The 17,884-nt window shown below is 53.1% G+C and carries 16 protein-coding genes; 7 read left to right on the top strand and 9 right to left on the bottom strand.

Annotated elements, in window-relative coordinates:
- The first annotated feature begins 49 nt into the window (after positions 1-49).
- Both metC and ABIC79_RS18460 read left to right on the top strand, forming a co-directional pair.
- Positions 50-1,243 carry a cystathionine beta-lyase gene (gene metC, locus ABIC79_RS18455; RefSeq protein ID WP_119261241.1) on the top strand — a complete coding sequence of 398 codons (1,194 nt, stop codon included), beginning with the start codon at positions 50-52 and terminating at the stop codon, positions 1,241-1,243.
- Positions 1,244-1,459: 216 nt separating this feature from the next.
- Positions 1,460-2,119 carry a DedA family protein gene (locus tag ABIC79_RS18460; RefSeq protein ID WP_013573977.1) on the top strand — a complete coding sequence of 220 codons (660 nt, stop codon included), beginning with the start codon at positions 1,460-1,462 and terminating at the stop codon, positions 2,117-2,119.
- 9 nt (positions 2,120-2,128) lie between these two features.
- Here ABIC79_RS18460 and ABIC79_RS18465 read toward each other — a convergent pair whose 3' ends face one another.
- Complete coding sequence (locus ABIC79_RS18465; RefSeq protein WP_013573976.1) at positions 2,129-3,064, bottom strand: AraC family transcriptional regulator; 936 nt, start codon at positions 3,062-3,064, stop codon at positions 2,129-2,131.
- A 305-nt stretch (positions 3,065-3,369) separates the two neighbouring features.
- On the opposite strand from ABIC79_RS18465, the gene ahr reads away from it, so the two are divergent.
- Positions 3,370-4,410, top strand: a complete 1,041-nt coding sequence (gene ahr / locus ABIC79_RS18470) for an NADPH-dependent aldehyde reductase Ahr (RefSeq protein WP_013573975.1) — start codon at positions 3,370-3,372, stop codon at positions 4,408-4,410.
- A 126-nt stretch (positions 4,411-4,536) separates the two neighbouring features.
- A complete protein-coding gene (gene dkgA, locus ABIC79_RS18475) occupies positions 4,537-5,361 on the top strand; it encodes a 2,5-didehydrogluconate reductase DkgA (protein ID WP_013573974.1) in 825 nt (274 codons plus the stop codon).
- A 66-nt stretch (positions 5,362-5,427) separates the two neighbouring features.
- Here dkgA and ftsP read toward each other — a convergent pair whose 3' ends face one another.
- From ftsP to parC, 3 genes are all read right to left on the bottom strand, one after another.
- Entirely contained in the window at positions 5,428-6,843 is a 1,416-nt protein-coding gene (gene ftsP, locus ABIC79_RS18480) for a cell division protein FtsP (RefSeq protein ID WP_354568060.1), read from the bottom strand.
- Between the two features lie 134 nt (positions 6,844-6,977).
- Complete coding sequence (locus tag ABIC79_RS18485; RefSeq protein ID WP_013573972.1) at positions 6,978-7,715, bottom strand: 1-acylglycerol-3-phosphate O-acyltransferase; 738 nt, start codon at positions 7,713-7,715, stop codon at positions 6,978-6,980.
- 217 nt (positions 7,716-7,932) lie between these two features.
- A complete protein-coding gene (parC, locus tag ABIC79_RS18490) occupies positions 7,933-10,206 on the bottom strand; it encodes a DNA topoisomerase IV subunit A (protein WP_037034166.1) in 2,274 nt (757 codons plus the stop codon).
- Positions 10,207-10,538: 332 nt separating this feature from the next.
- Here parC and ABIC79_RS18495 point away from each other — a divergent pair, with 332 nt between their 5' ends.
- A complete protein-coding gene (locus tag ABIC79_RS18495; RefSeq protein WP_013573970.1) occupies positions 10,539-11,126 on the top strand; it encodes an NAD(P)H-dependent oxidoreductase in 588 nt (195 codons plus the stop codon).
- Positions 11,127-11,156: 30 nt separating this feature from the next.
- Positions 11,157-11,462 carry a putative quinol monooxygenase gene (locus ABIC79_RS18500; protein ID WP_013573969.1) on the top strand — a complete coding sequence of 102 codons (306 nt, stop codon included), beginning with the start codon at positions 11,157-11,159 and terminating at the stop codon, positions 11,460-11,462.
- A gap of 83 nt (positions 11,463-11,545) precedes the next feature.
- On the opposite strand, the gene parE is transcribed toward ABIC79_RS18500, so the two are convergent.
- From parE to nudF, 5 genes are all read right to left on the bottom strand, one after another.
- On the bottom strand, positions 11,546-13,441 hold the full coding sequence (parE, locus tag ABIC79_RS18505) for a DNA topoisomerase IV subunit B (protein ID WP_013573968.1): 1,896 nt from the start codon (positions 13,439-13,441) through the stop codon (positions 11,546-11,548).
- A gap of 116 nt (positions 13,442-13,557) precedes the next feature.
- Positions 13,558-14,139: an esterase YqiA gene (gene yqiA, locus ABIC79_RS18510; protein ID WP_013573967.1), complete on the bottom strand. Its 582-nt coding sequence runs from the start codon at positions 14,137-14,139 to the stop codon at positions 13,558-13,560.
- Positions 14,136-14,966 carry a 3',5'-cyclic-AMP phosphodiesterase gene (gene cpdA / locus ABIC79_RS18515; protein WP_013573966.1) on the bottom strand — a complete coding sequence of 277 codons (831 nt, stop codon included), beginning with the start codon at positions 14,964-14,966 and terminating at the stop codon, positions 14,136-14,138. Before cpdA ends, yqiA begins: the two co-directional genes overlap by 4 nt.
- A gap of 27 nt (positions 14,967-14,993) precedes the next feature.
- Positions 14,994-15,419, bottom strand: a complete 426-nt coding sequence (locus ABIC79_RS18520; RefSeq protein ID WP_013573965.1) for a DUF1249 family protein — start codon at positions 15,417-15,419, stop codon at positions 14,994-14,996.
- The gene (gene nudF, locus ABIC79_RS18525) at positions 15,419-16,051 is read right to left on the bottom strand and encodes an ADP-ribose diphosphatase (RefSeq protein WP_013573964.1); all 633 of its coding nucleotides are present in this window, start codon (positions 16,049-16,051) and stop codon (positions 15,419-15,421) included. The genes ABIC79_RS18520 and nudF overlap by 1 nt, the downstream gene beginning before the upstream one ends.
- A 224-nt stretch (positions 16,052-16,275) precedes the next feature.
- Here nudF and tolC point away from each other — a divergent pair, with 224 nt between their 5' ends.
- Positions 16,276-17,775 (top strand): outer membrane channel protein TolC, encoded by a 1,500-nt coding sequence (gene tolC / locus ABIC79_RS18530; RefSeq protein WP_269147796.1) that lies wholly within the window; start codon positions 16,276-16,278, stop codon positions 17,773-17,775.
- Positions 17,776-17,884 lie beyond the last annotated feature (109 nt).

Genomic DNA, 17,884 nt, shown 5'->3' on the forward strand with positions numbered 1-17,884 from the left:
CGGCGGATGCAGAGAGCACCGCGCTATAAAACAGGGTGAAATACGGATTATGTCGTCTAAGAAAATTGAAACCGCGCTGGTCAGCGCCGGACGGGACAAGAAATTCACGCAGGGTTCAGTGAATGCCGTGATCCAGCGCGCCTCATCGCTGGTGTTTGAAACCGTGGCAGATAAAAAACACGCCACCGCTAACCGCGCCAACGGCGAACTATTTTACGGTCGTCGTGGCACCCTGACGCATTTCTCATTCCAGGAAGCGATGGTGGAGCTGGAAGGCGGCGCAGGTTGCGCGCTGTATCCTTGTGGCGCGGCGGCAGTCAGTAACGCCGTACTCTCATTTGTCAGCAGCGGCGACCACATTCTGGTGGCCGGTTCAGCCTACGAGCCGACGCAGGATTTCTGCGAAAAAGTGCTGAAAAAACTCGGCGTATCCACCACCTATTTTCCGGCCAATATCGGCGCGGGGTTAGGCTCGCTGATGCAACCCAACACCAGAGTGGTGTTCCTGGAATCGCCGGGTTCGATCACCCTGGAAGTCCCGGACATTCCGGCGATGGTGAAAGCCGTGCGGGCCGTGAATCCGGACGTCGTCGTCATGATCGACAACACATGGGCGGCGGGCATTCTGTTTAAAGCGCTGGAATTCGATATCGATATTTCGATTCAGGCAGGCACCAAATACATTATCGGCCATTCCGATGCCATGATTGGCACCGCCGTTTCTAATGAACGTTGCTGGGAGCAACTGCGGGAACACTCATATCTGATGGGCCAGATGGTCGATGCTGATATCGCGTATGTCGCCAGCCGCGGTTTACGCACTATGGGCGTGCGGCTGAAACAGCATGCAGAAAGTAGTCTCCGCATTGCGCGGTGGCTGGCAGAGCGGCCGGAAGTGGCGGTGGTCAACCACCCGGCATTACCCGGCAGCAAAGGCCATGAATTCTGGAAACGTGATTTCACCGGCAGTTGCGGCCTGTTCTCTTTTGTGCTGAAACAGCGCCTGAGCAAACAGCAACTTTCCGACTATCTCGATCACTTCGCACATTTCAGCATGGCCTATTCCTGGGGCGGTTTTGAATCACTGGTTTTAGCCAATCAGCCGGAAGAAATTCAGGCGATACGTCCGGCAGAAACCGTGGATTTCAGCGGTACTCTGGTGCGGTTGCATATCGGGCTGGAAAATTGTGACGACCTGATCGCCGATCTTTCAACAGCCTTTGAACGGATTGCGACATACTGAACCGCACAGATTGCGACACACCGCGCAGATCGGTAAGGTGTGTGACGTATTTTCGTTCGCAAAATGAGAATAATCTGTAAGCTCTACTTTTAGCTCCGGTAAATTTACGCCGGAGCATTCTGTCTTTTTCACAATGTCCTCAGATCAACGTCTTCCGGCGCAAATCGCGGTACACTGGTAAGTGACAGTTTTTAATGAACAGAAACAGGACAGAATATGGCAGTTATTTGCGACATTTTTCATGCGCTCTGGCGACATGATTTTATTATGCTCGCCGACCCGAAACTTCTCTGGGTTATTTACGCTGTTCTGTTCGCCACGCTTTTTCTCGAAAACGGACTGCTTCCCGCCGCTTTCCTGCCCGGCGACAGCTTATTGCTGCTGACCGGCGCGCTTATCGCCAAAGGCGTCATGAGCTTCTTCCCGACCCTGATTATCCTGGTGACCGCTGCCAGCCTGGGCTGCTGGCTGAGCTATATTCAGGGGCGCTGGCTCGGACATACCCGCTTGGTAAAAGGCTGGCTGTTACAGCTTCCGGCGCATTATCATCAGCGCGCACATCAGATGTTTACCCAACACGGGCTGATGGCTTTACTGGTGGGCCGTTTTCTGGCGTTTATCCGCACCCTGCTGCCGACGATGGCGGGCATCTCCGGTCTGAACAATGCCCGCTTCCAGTTCTTCAACTGGCTGAGCGCCATTTTGTGGGTCGGCGGAGTAATCACCATCGGTTTTGCGCTGAGCCACATTCCGGTGGTTAAACGCCATGAAGATCAGGTTATGGCGGGGCTGATGATTTTACCGGTTCTGTTGCTGGTGATGGGGCTGGCTGGTGGACTGGTGGTGGTGTGGAAGAAACGCAAATGCCGGGCCTGAACACGCGGTTCAGGCTTTAAATGCCACATCGGCTAACGCCAGCACACCGGAACTCCCTTCGCGCAGACGTGCCATCTCATCACTCGGCGTGACGCCAAAATAGCGCTTAAATTCACGACTGAATTGTGACGCGCTTTCATACCCGACCTGCAGTGCCGCCACACTGGCTTTCACACCATCAAAAATCATCAGCGTACGCGCACGATGCAGACGATAGGTTTTCAGATACTGCAGCGGCGACGTGCTGGTCACGGCTTTGAAGTTATGGTGAAACGCAGAAATACTCATGTTCACTTCGCTGGCCAGCGCTTCCACACTAAGATTGTCGGCGTACTGCGCTTCAATCCGGCGCAGGGATTTAGCAATCTGGCTGAAATGGGTATGACGGTTGACCAGCGCCTGTAACGCCCCGCCATTTTCGCTGGTCAGAACAAAAAACAGGATTTCGCGGATAATCTTCGGCCCAAGAATGCGGGCATGCAGCGGTTTATCCATCACATCCAGCAGACGCTCGGTGGCACACAGAATATCGCCATCCAGCACGCCGGAGTTGATACCGGTTGAAGGTTCTTTCTGACGCACCACGCTTTCGTCGCCCATATCCATCAGTAAATCCTGCAACATCAGGTTATCAATACTGATCTGGATACCGGCCAGCGGCTCTTCGGGGCTGCTGAACGTTTCACATTCGAAAGGCAACGGCACGGTCAGCATCAGATAATTGTGCGGATCGTAGGAAAAGGTTTTCTTGCCCAGATAACCCACTTTGCGTCCCTGAAAAAGGATCACGATGCCGGGATTGTACAAAACCGGCTGGCGCGGATGGTAACGCGTGGTGTACATCAGCGTCACCTGCGGTACCGCCGACGGCGTCAGGTTTTTATCTCCGCTGAGCCGGGCGACTCTGGCTGCCATGCGGGTGCACAGGCTGTTCACGTTTTCCATCATTCCGCTCCACACATTCATTAAACTGACATTGATTTTGCCATAACACCCTACGTTCCTACAGAGAGAAGCAGAATCAGGCAAGACTCTCGCAGAAATGGGCATCATCCTGTTGCGCATTTTCTCTTACAGTTAATGTCGCCTTCCGCAGGGGGACACACCTGCATAAACGCGATGAACTGCTAGTCTGTATGAACGCACTTTTCATTCGCTGATCGTGAGCGACCTTCGTTCGCCGATTCATTTTTCTGATAACTTCTTATTTCAATTCATTATTTGTCTAACCCGAAAGTTCGGAGGATTGTATGTCTGCACCTGTTGCTGCTGAAAACACCTTTAACGCCTGGGCCGCTGCCGGCCCGAACCAGCCACTGGAAGCATTTGCTTTCGACGCAGGTCCGATTGGCGATGAAGAAATTGAAGTCGCGATTGATTACTGCGGCGTCTGTCATTCAGATCTGTCTATGCTCAATAACGACTGGGGTATCACGCAGTATCCGTTCGTACCAGGCCATGAAGTGGTCGGTAAAATCGTCAAAATAGGTAATCATGCGCAGAACAAAGGACTGAAAGTCGGCCAGATTGTCGGCGTGGGCTGGAACCGTGGCAGTTGCATGCATTGCCATCCTTGTATGTCCGGCGATCAGCACCTTTGTCATGACGTGGAAGCCACCATCATCGGCCATCACGGCGGCTTCGCTGACCGCATCCGCAGCCACTGGGCGTGGGCGATCCCGCTGCCGGAAGGCGTGGATATCACCAGCGCCGGTCCGCTGTTCTGTGGCGGTATCACCGTCTTCAACCCGCTGCTGCAGTTTGGCGTACTGCCAACTCACCGCGTCGGTGTGATTGGTATCGGCGGTTTAGGTCATATGGCGCTGCGCTTCCTGAATGCATGGGGCTGCGAAGTCACCGCCTTTACGTCATCACTGGCTAAACGTGACGAAGCGATTTCACTTGGCGCGCACCGCGTTATCGCCACCCGAGACAGCGAAGAACTGAAGAAAATCGCCGGTCAGCTGGACTTTATTATGGTGACAGCCAATGCCTCGCTGGACTGGGACGCCATTCTCGGCGCGCTGGCACCCAAAGGCCGTCTGCACTTTGTGGGTGTGGTGCCCGAAGCCGTACCGCTGCATGTGATGGCGCTTATCAGCAAACAGGCAGAAATTTCCGGTTCACCGACCGGTGCCCCTTCCCGTCTTGCCGACATGCTGGCGTTCTGCGCCCGTCATGGCATTACCCCGCAGGTTGAGCACTTCCCGCTGAGTAAAATCAATGACGCGGTGGAGCATCTGCATGAAGGGAAAGCGCGCTACCGCGTGGTACTGGATATGCATGCTTAGGTATTTTTTACACTTAAAATAAGTAGCCTGCTCAGCAAGATGCCGTTTCGTTAACTAGACTTAACGTCAATCCCTACACGGTGCCCGTGCATTCCGGCGGGCACTCTGCCCTGAAAGGAGAAACTCATGGCAACGCAACCCATCATCAAACTTCACGATGGCAATCTGATGCCTCAGTTAGGACTTGGCGTATGGAAAGCCAGTAATCAGGAAGCCACCAGTGCGGTGAAAACGGCGATTGAAACCGGCTATCGCCACATCGATACCGCCGCCATCTACAAAAATGAGGAAGGCGTCGGCGAAGCAATTGCTGCTAACCTGGTTCCGCGTGAAGAGCTGTTTATTACCACTAAGCTGTGGAATGACGATCAGCTTAACGCGCCACAGGCGCTGGAAACCAGCCTTAAAAAGCTGAAAACTGATTATGTCGACTTGTACCTGATCCACTGGCCACAACCGGCCCAGGGGCATTACGTCGATGCCTGGAAAGCCCTGCTGAAACTCAAAGAGCAAGGGTTGGCGAAAAGTGTCGGCGTATGTAATTTCCCGCTGCAACACTTACAGAAGCTGAAAGACGAAACCGGTATTTTCCCTGCTGTGAATCAGATTGAGTTACACCCGCTGATGCAACAACGCCAGTTGCACACCTGGAATGCCACCCACACCATCGCCACTGAATCCTGGAGCCCGCTGGCACAGGGCGGCGAAGGGGTATTTGATCAGCCGCTGATCCAGAAACTGGCAGAAAAATATGACAAAACACCTGCGCAGATTGTCATCCGCTGGCATCTGGATAACGGACTGATTGTTATCCCGAAATCGGTGACACCTAAACGTATCCGTGAAAACTTCGACGTGTTTGACTTTAAACTGGAGAAGGAAGAACTGGCGGAAGTCACCAAGCTGGATAAAGAACACCGTCTGGGGCCGGATCCGGAAAAAGGCCTGTAAGCCATTCAGTCAATGTCATAACGCAAAAACCCGCCATGGCGGGTTTTTTTATGTAGCAGAACAACGTTACATCGACGGCTGAACCAGCATATTTCCCGCTGAGCCACGGTCAGCCAGTTCCAGCGCTCCGCTGCGGTAGACAAACGGGAAATGCTCATAGGAAGGCTGATTGAAATACACCAGTAATTCGACATCGCCATCCACCCAGACCGTGTCTTTGAATCCGGCATCTTCCACCAGCGGTGCCGCACCGTTGACGCTTTTCACCAGGAAGGACACGCCTTCTGCATGGAATGTCTGCGGCATGTCCGCATGAACGGTCCAGCGTTCCCATGTGCCCTGTTGCGCAGTCAGGTCGATACGGTTGATATCCCACATCGCGCCGTTGATTCCCGGCTCACTGTCACCGAGACGCAAATCACGGGTGCGGACAACGTTACCGGAGAGGATCTGATCGGCCAGCAAACGCATCGGCAGATTATCCGTCACCAGCGGCAACAAGCCGGTCGGTTTCAGCGTCAACACGATCGTCGACACCAGAATGCTCGAGGGTTCAAACAGGCCACGCAGTCTGTCCATCACGCCTGCGGCTTCACCGGCAGTAATCGACACTTCTTCGCCCTGCGACATATCCACCAGCACTTCGCGGCGTTCTCCCGGTCCGAGCGACAGACGTTTAACAGTCATTGGCGCAGGCAGAAAACCAAGATCGGAAGCCACGACGTGGAACGCGCGGTTATCAGTCATGCTCAGTTCGTAACGGCGGGCATTCGATGCATTCAGCAGGCGCAGACGCACCCAGCCTCGCGAAACCTCGACATAAGGGCTTTGCACACCGTTTACCAGCATGGTGTCACCGAAGAACCCGCCTGACGCTGGCGTGTCATATTGCGGCACACCGAACCCATCCAGACGCTTGTCCTGAATGATAATCGGGAAATCATCCACGCCGTAGTGATTCGGTAACGGCAGATTCTTGCTGACTTCATCCTCAACAATCCACATCCCCGCCAGCCCGTTATAAACGTGTGGCGCCATGCGGTTGGGGGTATTGGCGTGATACCAGCAGGTGGCCGCCGCCTGACGAATAGGCAATACCGGAGACCAGTCCACGCCTGGCTGCATCAGACGCGCTGCGCCACCGGTTAACGTTCCTGGTTCAAGCAGGCCGCTGACGGTCATAGAAACCGGTTCAGCCAGACGGTTGCTGTAAATAAGTTTGACGTCATCGCCGCTGTGCACTTTGACGGTCGGGCCGAGGTACATGCCATTAATGCCCCAGACCGGTGCCTTTGCGCCCCCCAGGAATGACCAGTGCGCGGCCTGCAACGTCAGAAACAGCGGTTGCCCGCGGCGCGATTCAAGCAACGGGGGAACAGGTAATGCCGGTTGCGAATCACTCGCTTCTGCTTTTAAAGGCAGAGCACCTGCGGCAAGAGCCACGCCGGAGGCTTGCAGGAACGAGCGACGACTGAGTGACATATCTTCTCCATGAAAACGAACCATAAACTGTATTGAACGCCGCCGCCATCAATGGCAGCGGGAAGAATCCCCGTCATACTTCAGGCTGCAGGTGCGTTGGCAACTCGAATTATTTAGTGGATTTATAAATAGTATTATTTTTTTGCGGCGGCTTCGCGCTGTGCCACTTCGGCATCCAGTTCGGCGATTTTGTCCGCCATGATCTGACGGCAATGCTCAGACAATTCACGCAGGCGTTCTTTGGTGTAACCACTGGTGTCGATCGGTGGCAAAATTTCGACAATCACCAGCCCGTTAGACCAGCGGTTTAATTTCACCTTGTTGCTGGTGTTCGATACACAAATCGGCACAATCGGCACGCCGGCAGCAATCGCCGCATGGAAAGCGCCGGTTTTGAATGGCATCAGACCACGACCACGGCTGCGCGTCCCTTCGGGGAACATCCAGATCGACAGATTCTTTTTCTTAATCTGGGCCACCACCTGAGAAATAGTACCGTGCGCTTTGGCGCGATTATCACGGTCAATCAGCAGGTTGCCCGTCAGCCAGTAAAGCTGACCAAAGAACGGGATCCAGGCCAGGCTTTTCTTGCCAACGGTCACCGTTCCTGGCATGACGACGGACGAAGCCGTCACCATGTCGTAATTGTTTTGATGGTTGGCAATATAAATACAGTTGCCGTTATTCACTGCTTCTGCAGGAATACGTTTTTCAACACGAAGACCAAATACCGGTGCCAGACGACCAAACAGCTTACCGAAAGTCGACACATGTTTCGGGTTCCGCGGACTGAAAAGACAGTAGATGCAACCAAAGACACTGACCAGAATCGAGTAAATCACCACGATAATCAGACGCAAAATAAATAACATAACATCCTCTTAAAACTACAGCCGAAGCCGGTAAGAAACCTGTGCAGTTTCGCTCCCTGTGCGGTGAACTATTCTCAAGCCTCATTCAACACGGCACAACGGTTTTATTAATACAAATGTAAAATCTTTGCACTGCGCGACAGTCTCAGACCACTGAATTCCATCGAAAGATTTCAGGGCACAAATGTGCCCTGACTTTTGCCGATTAACAGCGGTCTTATTCTTCGCTGTCACCGCCGCTGATGCGAACAGGTGAATCGACTTCAACACGATCGATACGTTGCAGCCCGCGCGGCAGAAGCGTTCCTTTGCGGCCACGTTCGGCACGGAATTTCTGCAGGTCTTCCGGACGGAGAACCAGCTTACGTTTACCGACATGCAGCGTGATCGACGTTTGCGGTGGCAGAACCAGCAACCACGCCAGTTTATCTTCGCCACTGGCCGCCTGCGCTGCCGGAATTGAAACAATTTTGTTACCCTTGCCTTTCGACAACTGTGGCAGATCCGCCACCGGGAACAGCAACATACGTCCCGCTGCAGTAATCGACAACAGCATATCGTCACTGCCATGAAGTTCCATTGGCGTGAAGGCTTTGGCGTTATCCGGCAAGGTAATCATCGCTTTACCGGCACGGTTACGGGCCACTAAATCGTTGAAAGTACAAACGAAGCCATAACCGGCATCCGATGCCATCAGCAGTTTCTGGTCGTCCGCCGCCATCAGTACGTGCTCGATGGTTGCGCCCGGCGGTGGTGTCAGTTTACCGGTCAGCGGTTCACCCTGGCCGCGCGCAGAAGGCAGCGTGGTCGGATCAAGCGCATAACTGCGGCCGGTGGAGTCCATAAACACCACGGGCTGATTGCTCTTGCCTTTGGCCGCAGCGCGGAAACTGTCACCGGCTTTGTAACTCAGGCCGGAAGCATCGATGTCGTGGCCTTTGGCGCTGCGCACCCAGCCTGATTCTGACAACACGATGGTCACCGGCTCGGACGGAATAAAATCGTGCTCGCTCATCGCCCTGGCTTCTTCACGCTCAGTGATCGGCGAACGTCGCTCGTCACCAAAGGCTTCGGCATCCGCCTGAATCTCTTTGCGGATCAGCGTGCTGAGTTTACGTTCTGACGCCAGCAACGCCTGCAACTGATCGCGCTCTTTCGCCAGTTCATCCTGCTCACCACGGATTTTAGTTTCTTCGAGTTTCGCCAAATGGCGCAATTTCAACTCAAGGATAGCTTCAGCTTGCGTATCTGACAGTTCGAAACGCTGCATCAGTACCGGTTTCGGCTCATCTTCCGTACGGATGATGTGGATCACTTCATCGATATTAAGGAACGCGGTCAGCAAACCTTCGAGGATATGCAGGCGTTTCAGCACTTTATCAAGGCGGAAGTTCAGACGACGGCGTACGGTATCGCGGCGGTAAGCCAGCCACTCCGTCAGGATCTCAAGCAGCCCTTTGACCTGCGGACGATGATCAAGACCGATCATGTTCATGTTAATGCGGTAGCTGCGTTCCAGATCGGTAGTCGCAAACAGGTGATTCATCACCTGATCCAGATCGATACGGTTGGAGCGCGGCACGACGACCAGGCGGGTCGGGTTCTCATGATCTGATTCATCACGCAGGTCTTCAACCATTGGCAGCTTTTTGGCACGCATCTGGCTGGCAATTTGCTCCAGCACTTTCGCGCCGGAAACCTGATGCGGTAGCGCAGTGATCACCGCACTGCCGTCTTCTTTGTGCCAGACCGCACGCATGCGCACCGAGCCTTTACCCGACTCGTACATTTTGCGAATTTCATTGCGCGGCGTAATGATTTCAGCTTCTGTCGGGAAATCAGGCCCCTGTACGAATTCCAGCAGATCTTCGAGCGAGCTGTTCGGTTTCTCAAGTAATGCCACCGCAGCGGCAGCCACTTCACGGATGTTGTGCGGCGGAATATCGGTCGCCATCCCGACCGCGATGCCGGTCGTACCGTTAAGCAGAATATTCGGCAGACGCGCAGGCAGCATTTTCGGCTCCTGCATGGTGCCGTCAAAGTTCGGCACATAATCAACCGTGCCCTGACCTAATTCACGTAACAGAACTTCGGCATATTTTGACAGGCGCGATTCGGTATAACGCATCGCGGCGAAGGATTTCGGGTCATCCGGCGCGCCCCAGTTTCCCTGCCCGTCAACCAGCGGATAGCGGTAAGAGAATGGCTGCGCCATCAGCACCATGGCTTCGTAGCAGGCGCTGTCGCCATGCGGATGATATTTACCCAGCACGTCACCGACGGTACGCGCGGATTTTTTGAATTTGGCGTTATTACTCAGGCCCAGCTCGGACATCGCGTAAATAATACGACGCTGCACCGGCTTGAGCCCGTCACCGATAAACGGCAGCGCGCGGTCCATGATGACGTACATGGAATAGTTGAGATAGGCGTTCTCAGTAAACGTGTGCAGAGCTAAACGTTCTGTTCCGTCATGAGTCATTTCGCTCATTGATGTTTAATCCTCAGACCCGTGGCGTTATCGTTTTGGAAATTAAGGAAGCTTGCACCCGCAGGCGCGCGATGTCCGCTGCCGCGAGGCAATGATGTTCGCGATAGTACATCATCTGCCGTATGACTGTCACAGTTGCTGTGTTCATGCCTTATTTTTAAACAGTTTTTGCACAACAAACTGGTTAAATTGCCGCGCTCTTTCTTCAATTATTGCATCTGAGTCAATAGTCTTGTGCGCAATATCACATTTTTCTGTCATGCAGAGTTCAGTACACTACGTGGTAACAGCCTGACCACCAGAATTTAAGTATTCCCGATAAGGAAAAAACCATGAGCAACATCCTGATAATCAACGCCGGTAAGACCTTTGCCCATTCCAAAGGCGCGCTGAACAACAGCCTGACCGACGTCGCCACCGGCTTTCTGCGTGACAAAGGCCACGACGTGCGCGTGACTGTTCTGGAAGACGGTTACGACGTGCAGACCGAAATTGAAAGCTATCTGTGGGCGGACGCCATCATTTATCAGCAGCCGGGCTGGTGGATGGGGATGCCATGGACACTGAAAAAATACATCGATGAAGTGTTCACAGAAGGCCACGGTAAACTGTACGCCAGCGATGGCCGTACCCGTTCTGATGAATCGAAAAAATACGGTTCCGGCGGCCTGTTGCACGGCAAATGCTACATGCTGTCTGTGACCTGGAACGCGCCGCTGGAAGCGTTCGAAGATAAAGAACAGTTCTTCCACGGCGTGGGCGTTGACGGCGTATACATGGCACAGCACAAAGCCAACCAGTTTATCGGCCTTGATACATTGCCAACCTTTATGTGTAACGACGTGATCAAACAACCTGATGTGGAAGGCGATTTCGCACGCTATCGTGCTCACCTTGAAAATGTATTCGGTCAGGCCTAAGGTTGAAGGTCACCCGGGAAAGAGGTTTTTATGATCACTGTTATTGCTGAAATCAAAGTAAAACCAGGCCGTCGCGATTCGGTTATAGAAAAAATCACAGCACTGCTGCCCAGCGTTCTGGCAGAGAAAGGCTGTCATCGTTATGAGCCATATGTTGATTTCAACGGCCAGATCCCCTGGCGTAAAACAGTACCTGATTCCATTTTCATGCTGGAAGACTGGGAAAGCCTGGCGCACCTCGAAGCGCATCAGCAGGCTGAGCACATGGATAAGCACCGTGAAAACATCAAAGCCGACGTGCTGGATGTGGTGATCCACATTATTGAGAAAGTCTGATTTTCTGAACATCGCTAAATTCGGAAACAAAAATGCCGGCGCTGCAAAGCGTCCGGCATTTTTTTATGGCGACGGCGAAAGGATCAGACGTCAAGTTCGGCGGTATCGCCTTTTTCCTGCAACCAGTTACGGCGATCTTCAGACCGTTTCTTCGCCAGCAGCATATCCATCATGCGCAGCGTCTGGTCGATATCGTCCTCATCGATGGTCAGTTGCACCAGACGACGGGTATTCGGATCGAGCGTGGTTTCGCGCAGCTGCAGCGGGTTCATTTCACCCAGACCTTTAAAACGCTGCACGTTCGGCTTGCCTTTCTTACGTTTCAGTTGCTCCAGCACGCCTTCTTTTTCCTGCTCATCCAGCGCATAGAACACTTCTTTGCCCAGATCGATACGGTATAAAGGCGGCATTGCCACATACACATGACCGCCACGCACCAGGGAGCGGAAGTGACGGACAAACAGCGCGCACAACAAGGTGGCGATGTGTAAGCCGTCGGAGTCCGCATCCGCCAGGATACAGATTTTGCCGTAACGCAGTTGCGTCAGATCTTCACTGTCCGGATCGATACCGATCGCCACAGAAATATCGTGCACTTCCTGCGAGGCCAGCACTTCATCAGAAGAGACTTCCCACGTGTTGAGGATCTTACCTTTGAGCGGCATGATCGCCTGATATTCACGATCACGCGCCTGTTTGGCAGAACCGCCTGCGGAATCCCCTTCCACCAGGAACAATTCTGTCATGTTCAGATCTTGTGACGTGCAGTCAGCCAGTTTGCCCGGCAGCGCAGGGCCGCTGGTCAGTTTCTTACGCACAACTTTTTTTGCGGCACGCAGACGGCGCTGGGCACTGGAAATGCACAGTTCCGCCAGCTGTTCTGCCGCCTGAACGTTCTGGTTCAGCCACAGGCTGAAGGCATCTTTCACCACACCGGAAACGAAGGCCGCGCACTGACGCGAAGACAGACGTTCTTTGGTCTGGCCGGCAAATTGCGGATCCTGCATTTTTACCGACAGCACATACGCACAACGTTCCCAGATATCTTCTGCAGAAAGCTTGACGCCGCGTGGCAGAATATTGCGGTATTCGCAGAACTCACGCATGGCATCGAGCAGGCCCTGGCGCAGACCGTTAACATGTGTACCGCCCTGCATGGTTGGGATCAGGTTGACGTAGCTTTCGGTCAGCAATTCACCGCCTTCCGGCAGCCATAACAGCGCCCAGTCGACAGCTTCAGTATCACCGGCAAAATTACCGACGAACGCTTTTTCAGGCAGAGTAATCAGGCCGTTGACCGCTTCCATCAGGTAATCAGTCAGACCATCGTCATAACACCAGCGTTGCTCGGTGTTATTCACTTTGTCTTTGAACAGGATTTCTACGCCAGGACACAGTACGGCCTTCGCTTTCAGCAAATGGCTGAGGCGGCTGACCGAAAAACGCGGGCTGTCGAAAAAGCTGCCGTCAGGCCAGAAATGAACGCTGGTTCCGGTGTTGCGTTTGCCGCAGGTACCGGTAACGTGCAGATCCTGCACTTTATCGCCATTTTCAAACGCCATTTCATACACTTCGCCACCGCGTTTTACCGCCACTTCGACGCGTTTTGATAAGGCGTTAACCACCGAAATCCCCACGCCATGCAGGCCGCCGGAGAACTGGTAATTTTTGTTGGAGAATTTACCGCCCGCGTGCAGACGGCAGAAGATCAGTTCGACCGCCGGAACGCCTTCTTCCGCGTGGATATCCACCGGCATGCCGCGACCGTCATCAATGACTTCGAGAGACTGGTCTTCGTGAAGGATCACTTCGATGCGTTTGGCGTGGCCAGCTAATGCTTCATCCACGCTGTTATCAATAACTTCCTGGCCGAGATGGTTTGGCCGGGTTGTATCGGTGTACATGCCCGGACGGCGGCGCACCGGTTCGAGTCCGCTGAGGACCTCTATGGAATCCGCGTTATAAGTTGATTGGCTCATCGTTGATTATTCGTGGCTCATAGGTTTGTGGGCTAACGATACAGTATGTGGGCGGGTGGAAGCTCTGGCAGCAAGCAGACGCTATAAATCCGGGGGAAAAAGTCACCCTGACGATGTTAGTCTGCGGCCAGTTCCAGGAAATCTACAATCGGCGAAAAATAGCGTTCAAAGCCGACAAATGCATGATTCCCCTCGGGTTCGACCGTCTGGCGACAGGTGGTGTAGTACGCCACAGCCTGACGGTAATCGAGAATTTCATCGCCCGTTTGTTGCAGTAACCAGAGTAAATCCGGCGACTCCAGCGGTTCGACCTGCATGACTTTCAGATCGTAAACGTGGCGTGACTCTAACACATATTGCTGGCCGGTGTAGGGGTTCTCGTTTTGTCCCAGGAAGTCGATCAGCAGCTCATACGGCTTCACGGCGGGGTTCACCACCACAGCCGGCACGGCAAAACATTGTGACAACCAGGTAGCGTAATAGCCGCCCAGCGAGGAGCCGACAATCCCCAGTTTTTTACCTGCATTGCTGATCACCAGACTCTCGAGTTCTTCGGCAGCCTCGGCCGGATAAGGCGGTAATTGCGGGATAACCATATCGATATGGGGATGATTAACCGCCAGCCAGTTTTTTAACGCCGTGGCTTTCGCCGAGTTGGGAGAACTGTTGAATCCGTGCAGGTAAAGTAAGGTGTTCATTCGTAGCCGTCCGACTCCGTGTCAGGATGAAACTCATTGGTTTCCAGACGGAAGACTTCAGTCTCCACACGGCCATCCGGATACAAATCAAGGTAGCGCCAGCCCGGCGCAACGGTATCAATCGTGAAATTGGTGCAATGCGGTTTGAACTGTACGCAGGTTGACGGCGTGGCGTAAAGACGGCGGCCATACCAGTCGAGATCCAGCTCCTGATGAATATGTCCGCACAAAAGCGTATTCACTTTCGGGTAATTTACCAGGGTGTTCGCCAGCATATGCGCATTGCGCAGGCTGTGCTGATCGAGCCATGTGCAGCCAGAAGGCAGCGGATGATGATGTAACATCAGCAGAGTGAAACGATCGGGGTACGCATTCAGACAACGTTCCATCCATTCCAGCTGATATTCACTCAGCTCGCCATGCGGCACACCGAACACCTGCGTATCAAGCAGGATAATTTGCCAGTGTTCACCGAGCAGAACGTGTTTAGAAGGGCTGATCCCCGCATCCTGCAAGGCATTGACCATGGCAGGCTGGAAATCATGATTGCCCGGCAGCCAGACGCAGGGCGCTGTCAGCTCGCTGATGCCGCGGGCAAACTGATGGTAGGCTTCCACAGACTGATCCTGTGCCAGGTCACCTGTTGCCGCGATAATATCGACTTCACGCTGCTGCGCTTTGATGGCGTCCAGCACCGCGCGATAGCTGTTAAACGTATTCACGCCTAACAACGTTTCATCTTCACCGGCAAAAAGATGGGTATCAGTAATCTGTAGAATCCTGACTTTGGCCCCATTCACCAAAGGCAGTGTAAACAGGCTTTCCAAATCGTTTCCTTTGTTGTTGAAGTCTGTCTAACAAACCGGAACTGCCATCGCTCCGTGCGCAAGGCAATAACGCAGCCAATCCGCAAGGAACTGGTTAATTTGATGCTTTTCATCACGCTGATGCAACTTTTTATTCGGATAATCATAGCGTGCTTTAAAGCGAAAGATCTGCTGACTCGCACACACTTCGGCCACCATCGCATCATGGTACAGGCGAACGGTGAGCGAAGGCAGGCTCCAGTAACTCACCGCCGGTGCGGTCTGTTTGATTTCTATCAGGGATGTGTAACGCGTTGATTCGAGGATCGTCAGGCAATACGTTGCGCTACTCACCTGATATGCCACAGTTTCACCAGGTTCATCGGTACGTGGCATCAAACGGCGCAATTGTGCAAAATTGGTTTCGCACAATCTCATCATTTCAGGGAAATCAGGGGTATAGCGCTTAATCATTAGTTGGCCCACTCTTTTCTCAGGGATTCATGGTGCAGCTGCAGCCATTGCAGGGCAATCACTGACGCCGCATTGTCTATCGCTCCTTCTTCCACCCAGCGGTAAGCCTGTTCACGGCTGACCACATGTACCCGGATGTCTTCATTCTCTGCTTCCAGACCGTGAATTCCTTCTGCCGTCGTGGCATCGACTTCACCGACCATAATGGAAAGACGCTCGCTGGTTCCGCCCGGACTTGCCAGGTAATTCACAGCCGGTTTGCAGCGTTTCACCACAATGTTCGCTTCCTCGAGTGCTTCGCGGCGGGCAACATCTTCAACTGTCTCGCCTTCTTCAATGATACCGGCGACCATCTCCAGAAGCCAAGGAGTATCACTGGAATCCAAAGCCGGGATGCGGATCTGTTCGATCAGCACGACTTCATCCCTTTTCGGATCATAAGGTAATAATACGGCGGCATGACCGCGCTCAAAGACTTCACGGACGACTTCGCCGCTCATTTCCCCATTAAACAGCCGATGGCGAAACCGATATGCAATAATAGAAAAAAAACCTTTATATCGCGTCTCACGTGCAATAATTTCTACATCATCTTTGCCGAAAGTAACCGGTGACCGTTTAAATGAAGACATGGAATGTTTCCTTATCCCTCATAAAGGTAATTTATCGCCCTTTGAGGTCAATTTGATGAAAATGCGTTAATAATAATCAAGGTTGTTTGTGATAGATTTAGGCTCATTCACTCGGGAAGGCACGTTAAGCCAACCGCCCCGCTAGCCTGACTCTGCTAGAATCCGCGTCTATTGGTTAATTTGACTGCGCCACCATACATAACAACATTGCTGCACAACAAGGAATGCAAATGAAGAAACTGCTCCCCCTTCTCATCGGACTCAGCCTGGGCGGCTTTAGTACGATAAGCCAGGCCGAAAACCTGATGCAGGTCTATCAGCAAGCCAGGACAAGTAACCCGGACCTGCGCAAATCTGCTGCTGACCGGGATGCTGCATTCGAAAAAATTAACGAAAGCCGCAGTCCTTTATTACCGCAACTCGGATTAGGTGCGGATTACAATTATACCAATGGCTACCGTGATGCGAATGGCGTTAACAGCGATGTTGGCAGCGCCAGCCTGCAATTAACGCAGACCATCTTTGATATGTCAAAATGGCGCGCCCTGACGCTGCAGGAAAAAACTGCCGGTATTCAGGATGTGTCTTATCAGACTGATCAACAATCACTGATCCTGAATTCCGCAACGGCTTATTTCAACGTCCTGAGTGCGATCGATTCACTCTCGTATACCGAAGCGCAGAAACAGGCTATTTACCGTCAGTTGGATCAAACCACTCAACGTTTTAACGTGGGCCTGGTGGCTATTACCGACGTGCAGAACGCCCGTTCACAATACGACACCGTATTGGCAAACGAAGTGACTGCCCGTAATAACCTGGATAACGCGCTGGAATCCCTGCGTCAGGTTACCGGTATGTATTATCCGCAACTGTCTTCCCTGAATGTCGACAACTTCAACACCACGCGTCCGCAACCGGTCGCCACGCTGTTGAAAGAAGCAGAAAGTCGTAACCTGAGCTTGCTGTCTGCGCGTCTGTCACAGGATCTGGCACGTGAGCAAATCCGCTATGCGGAAACCGGCCACATGCCAACGGTTGATCTGACGGCCTCTACCGGCATCAGCAATACCAAATACCACGGCGACAAAACCGGCGGTTCTTCAAGCTATCAGGATGCTGACGCAGGCCAGAACAAAATTGGTCTGAGCTTCTCCCTGCCATTGTACAGCGGCGGTTCTGTCACCTCTCAGGTGAAACAGGCGCAGTATAATTTCGTGGGTGCCAGCGAACAGCTTGAAAGCGCACACCGCAGCGTCGTGCAAACCGTTCGGTCTTCCTTCAACAACATCTCTGCCTCGATCAGCAGCATCAACGCCTATAAACAAGCCGTTGTTTCTGCACAGAGTTCTTTAGATGCGATGGAAGCCGGTTACCAGGTCGGTACCCGTACCATCGTTGATGTGCTGGATGCCACCACCACGCTGTACAACGCCAAACAACAACTTTCCAGCGCACGTTACACGTACCTGATTAATCAGCTGAACATTAAATCAGCGCTGGGTACGCTGAACGAAAGCGACCTGCTGGCACTGAACGGTGCTTTGGGTAAACCTGTTCCGACAGCCCCCGATCAGGTTGCGCCAGAAACGCCAGATCAGGATGCCGCTGCAGACGGTTACGGCAACAAAACCGCGGCTGCACCTGCACCACGCGTTCAACAAGCCAGCGCATCCACAGCAACGACCACACCGAAGAAAAGCGGCAATCCTTTCCAGAACTGATACGGAAAAGTTTCCCTGCGTTTCGACTAAGGCAGCCTGAAAAGGCTGCTTTTTTTTGCCTGTGTCACGCCGCTCTGTAAAGTCTCGTAACAATTGCCTGTCGCTGCTT

It is taken from the genome of Rahnella sp. 2050 (assembly GCF_040544515.1).
In the GTDB taxonomy this organism is placed as follows: domain Bacteria; phylum Pseudomonadota; class Gammaproteobacteria; order Enterobacterales; family Enterobacteriaceae; genus Rahnella; species Rahnella aceris.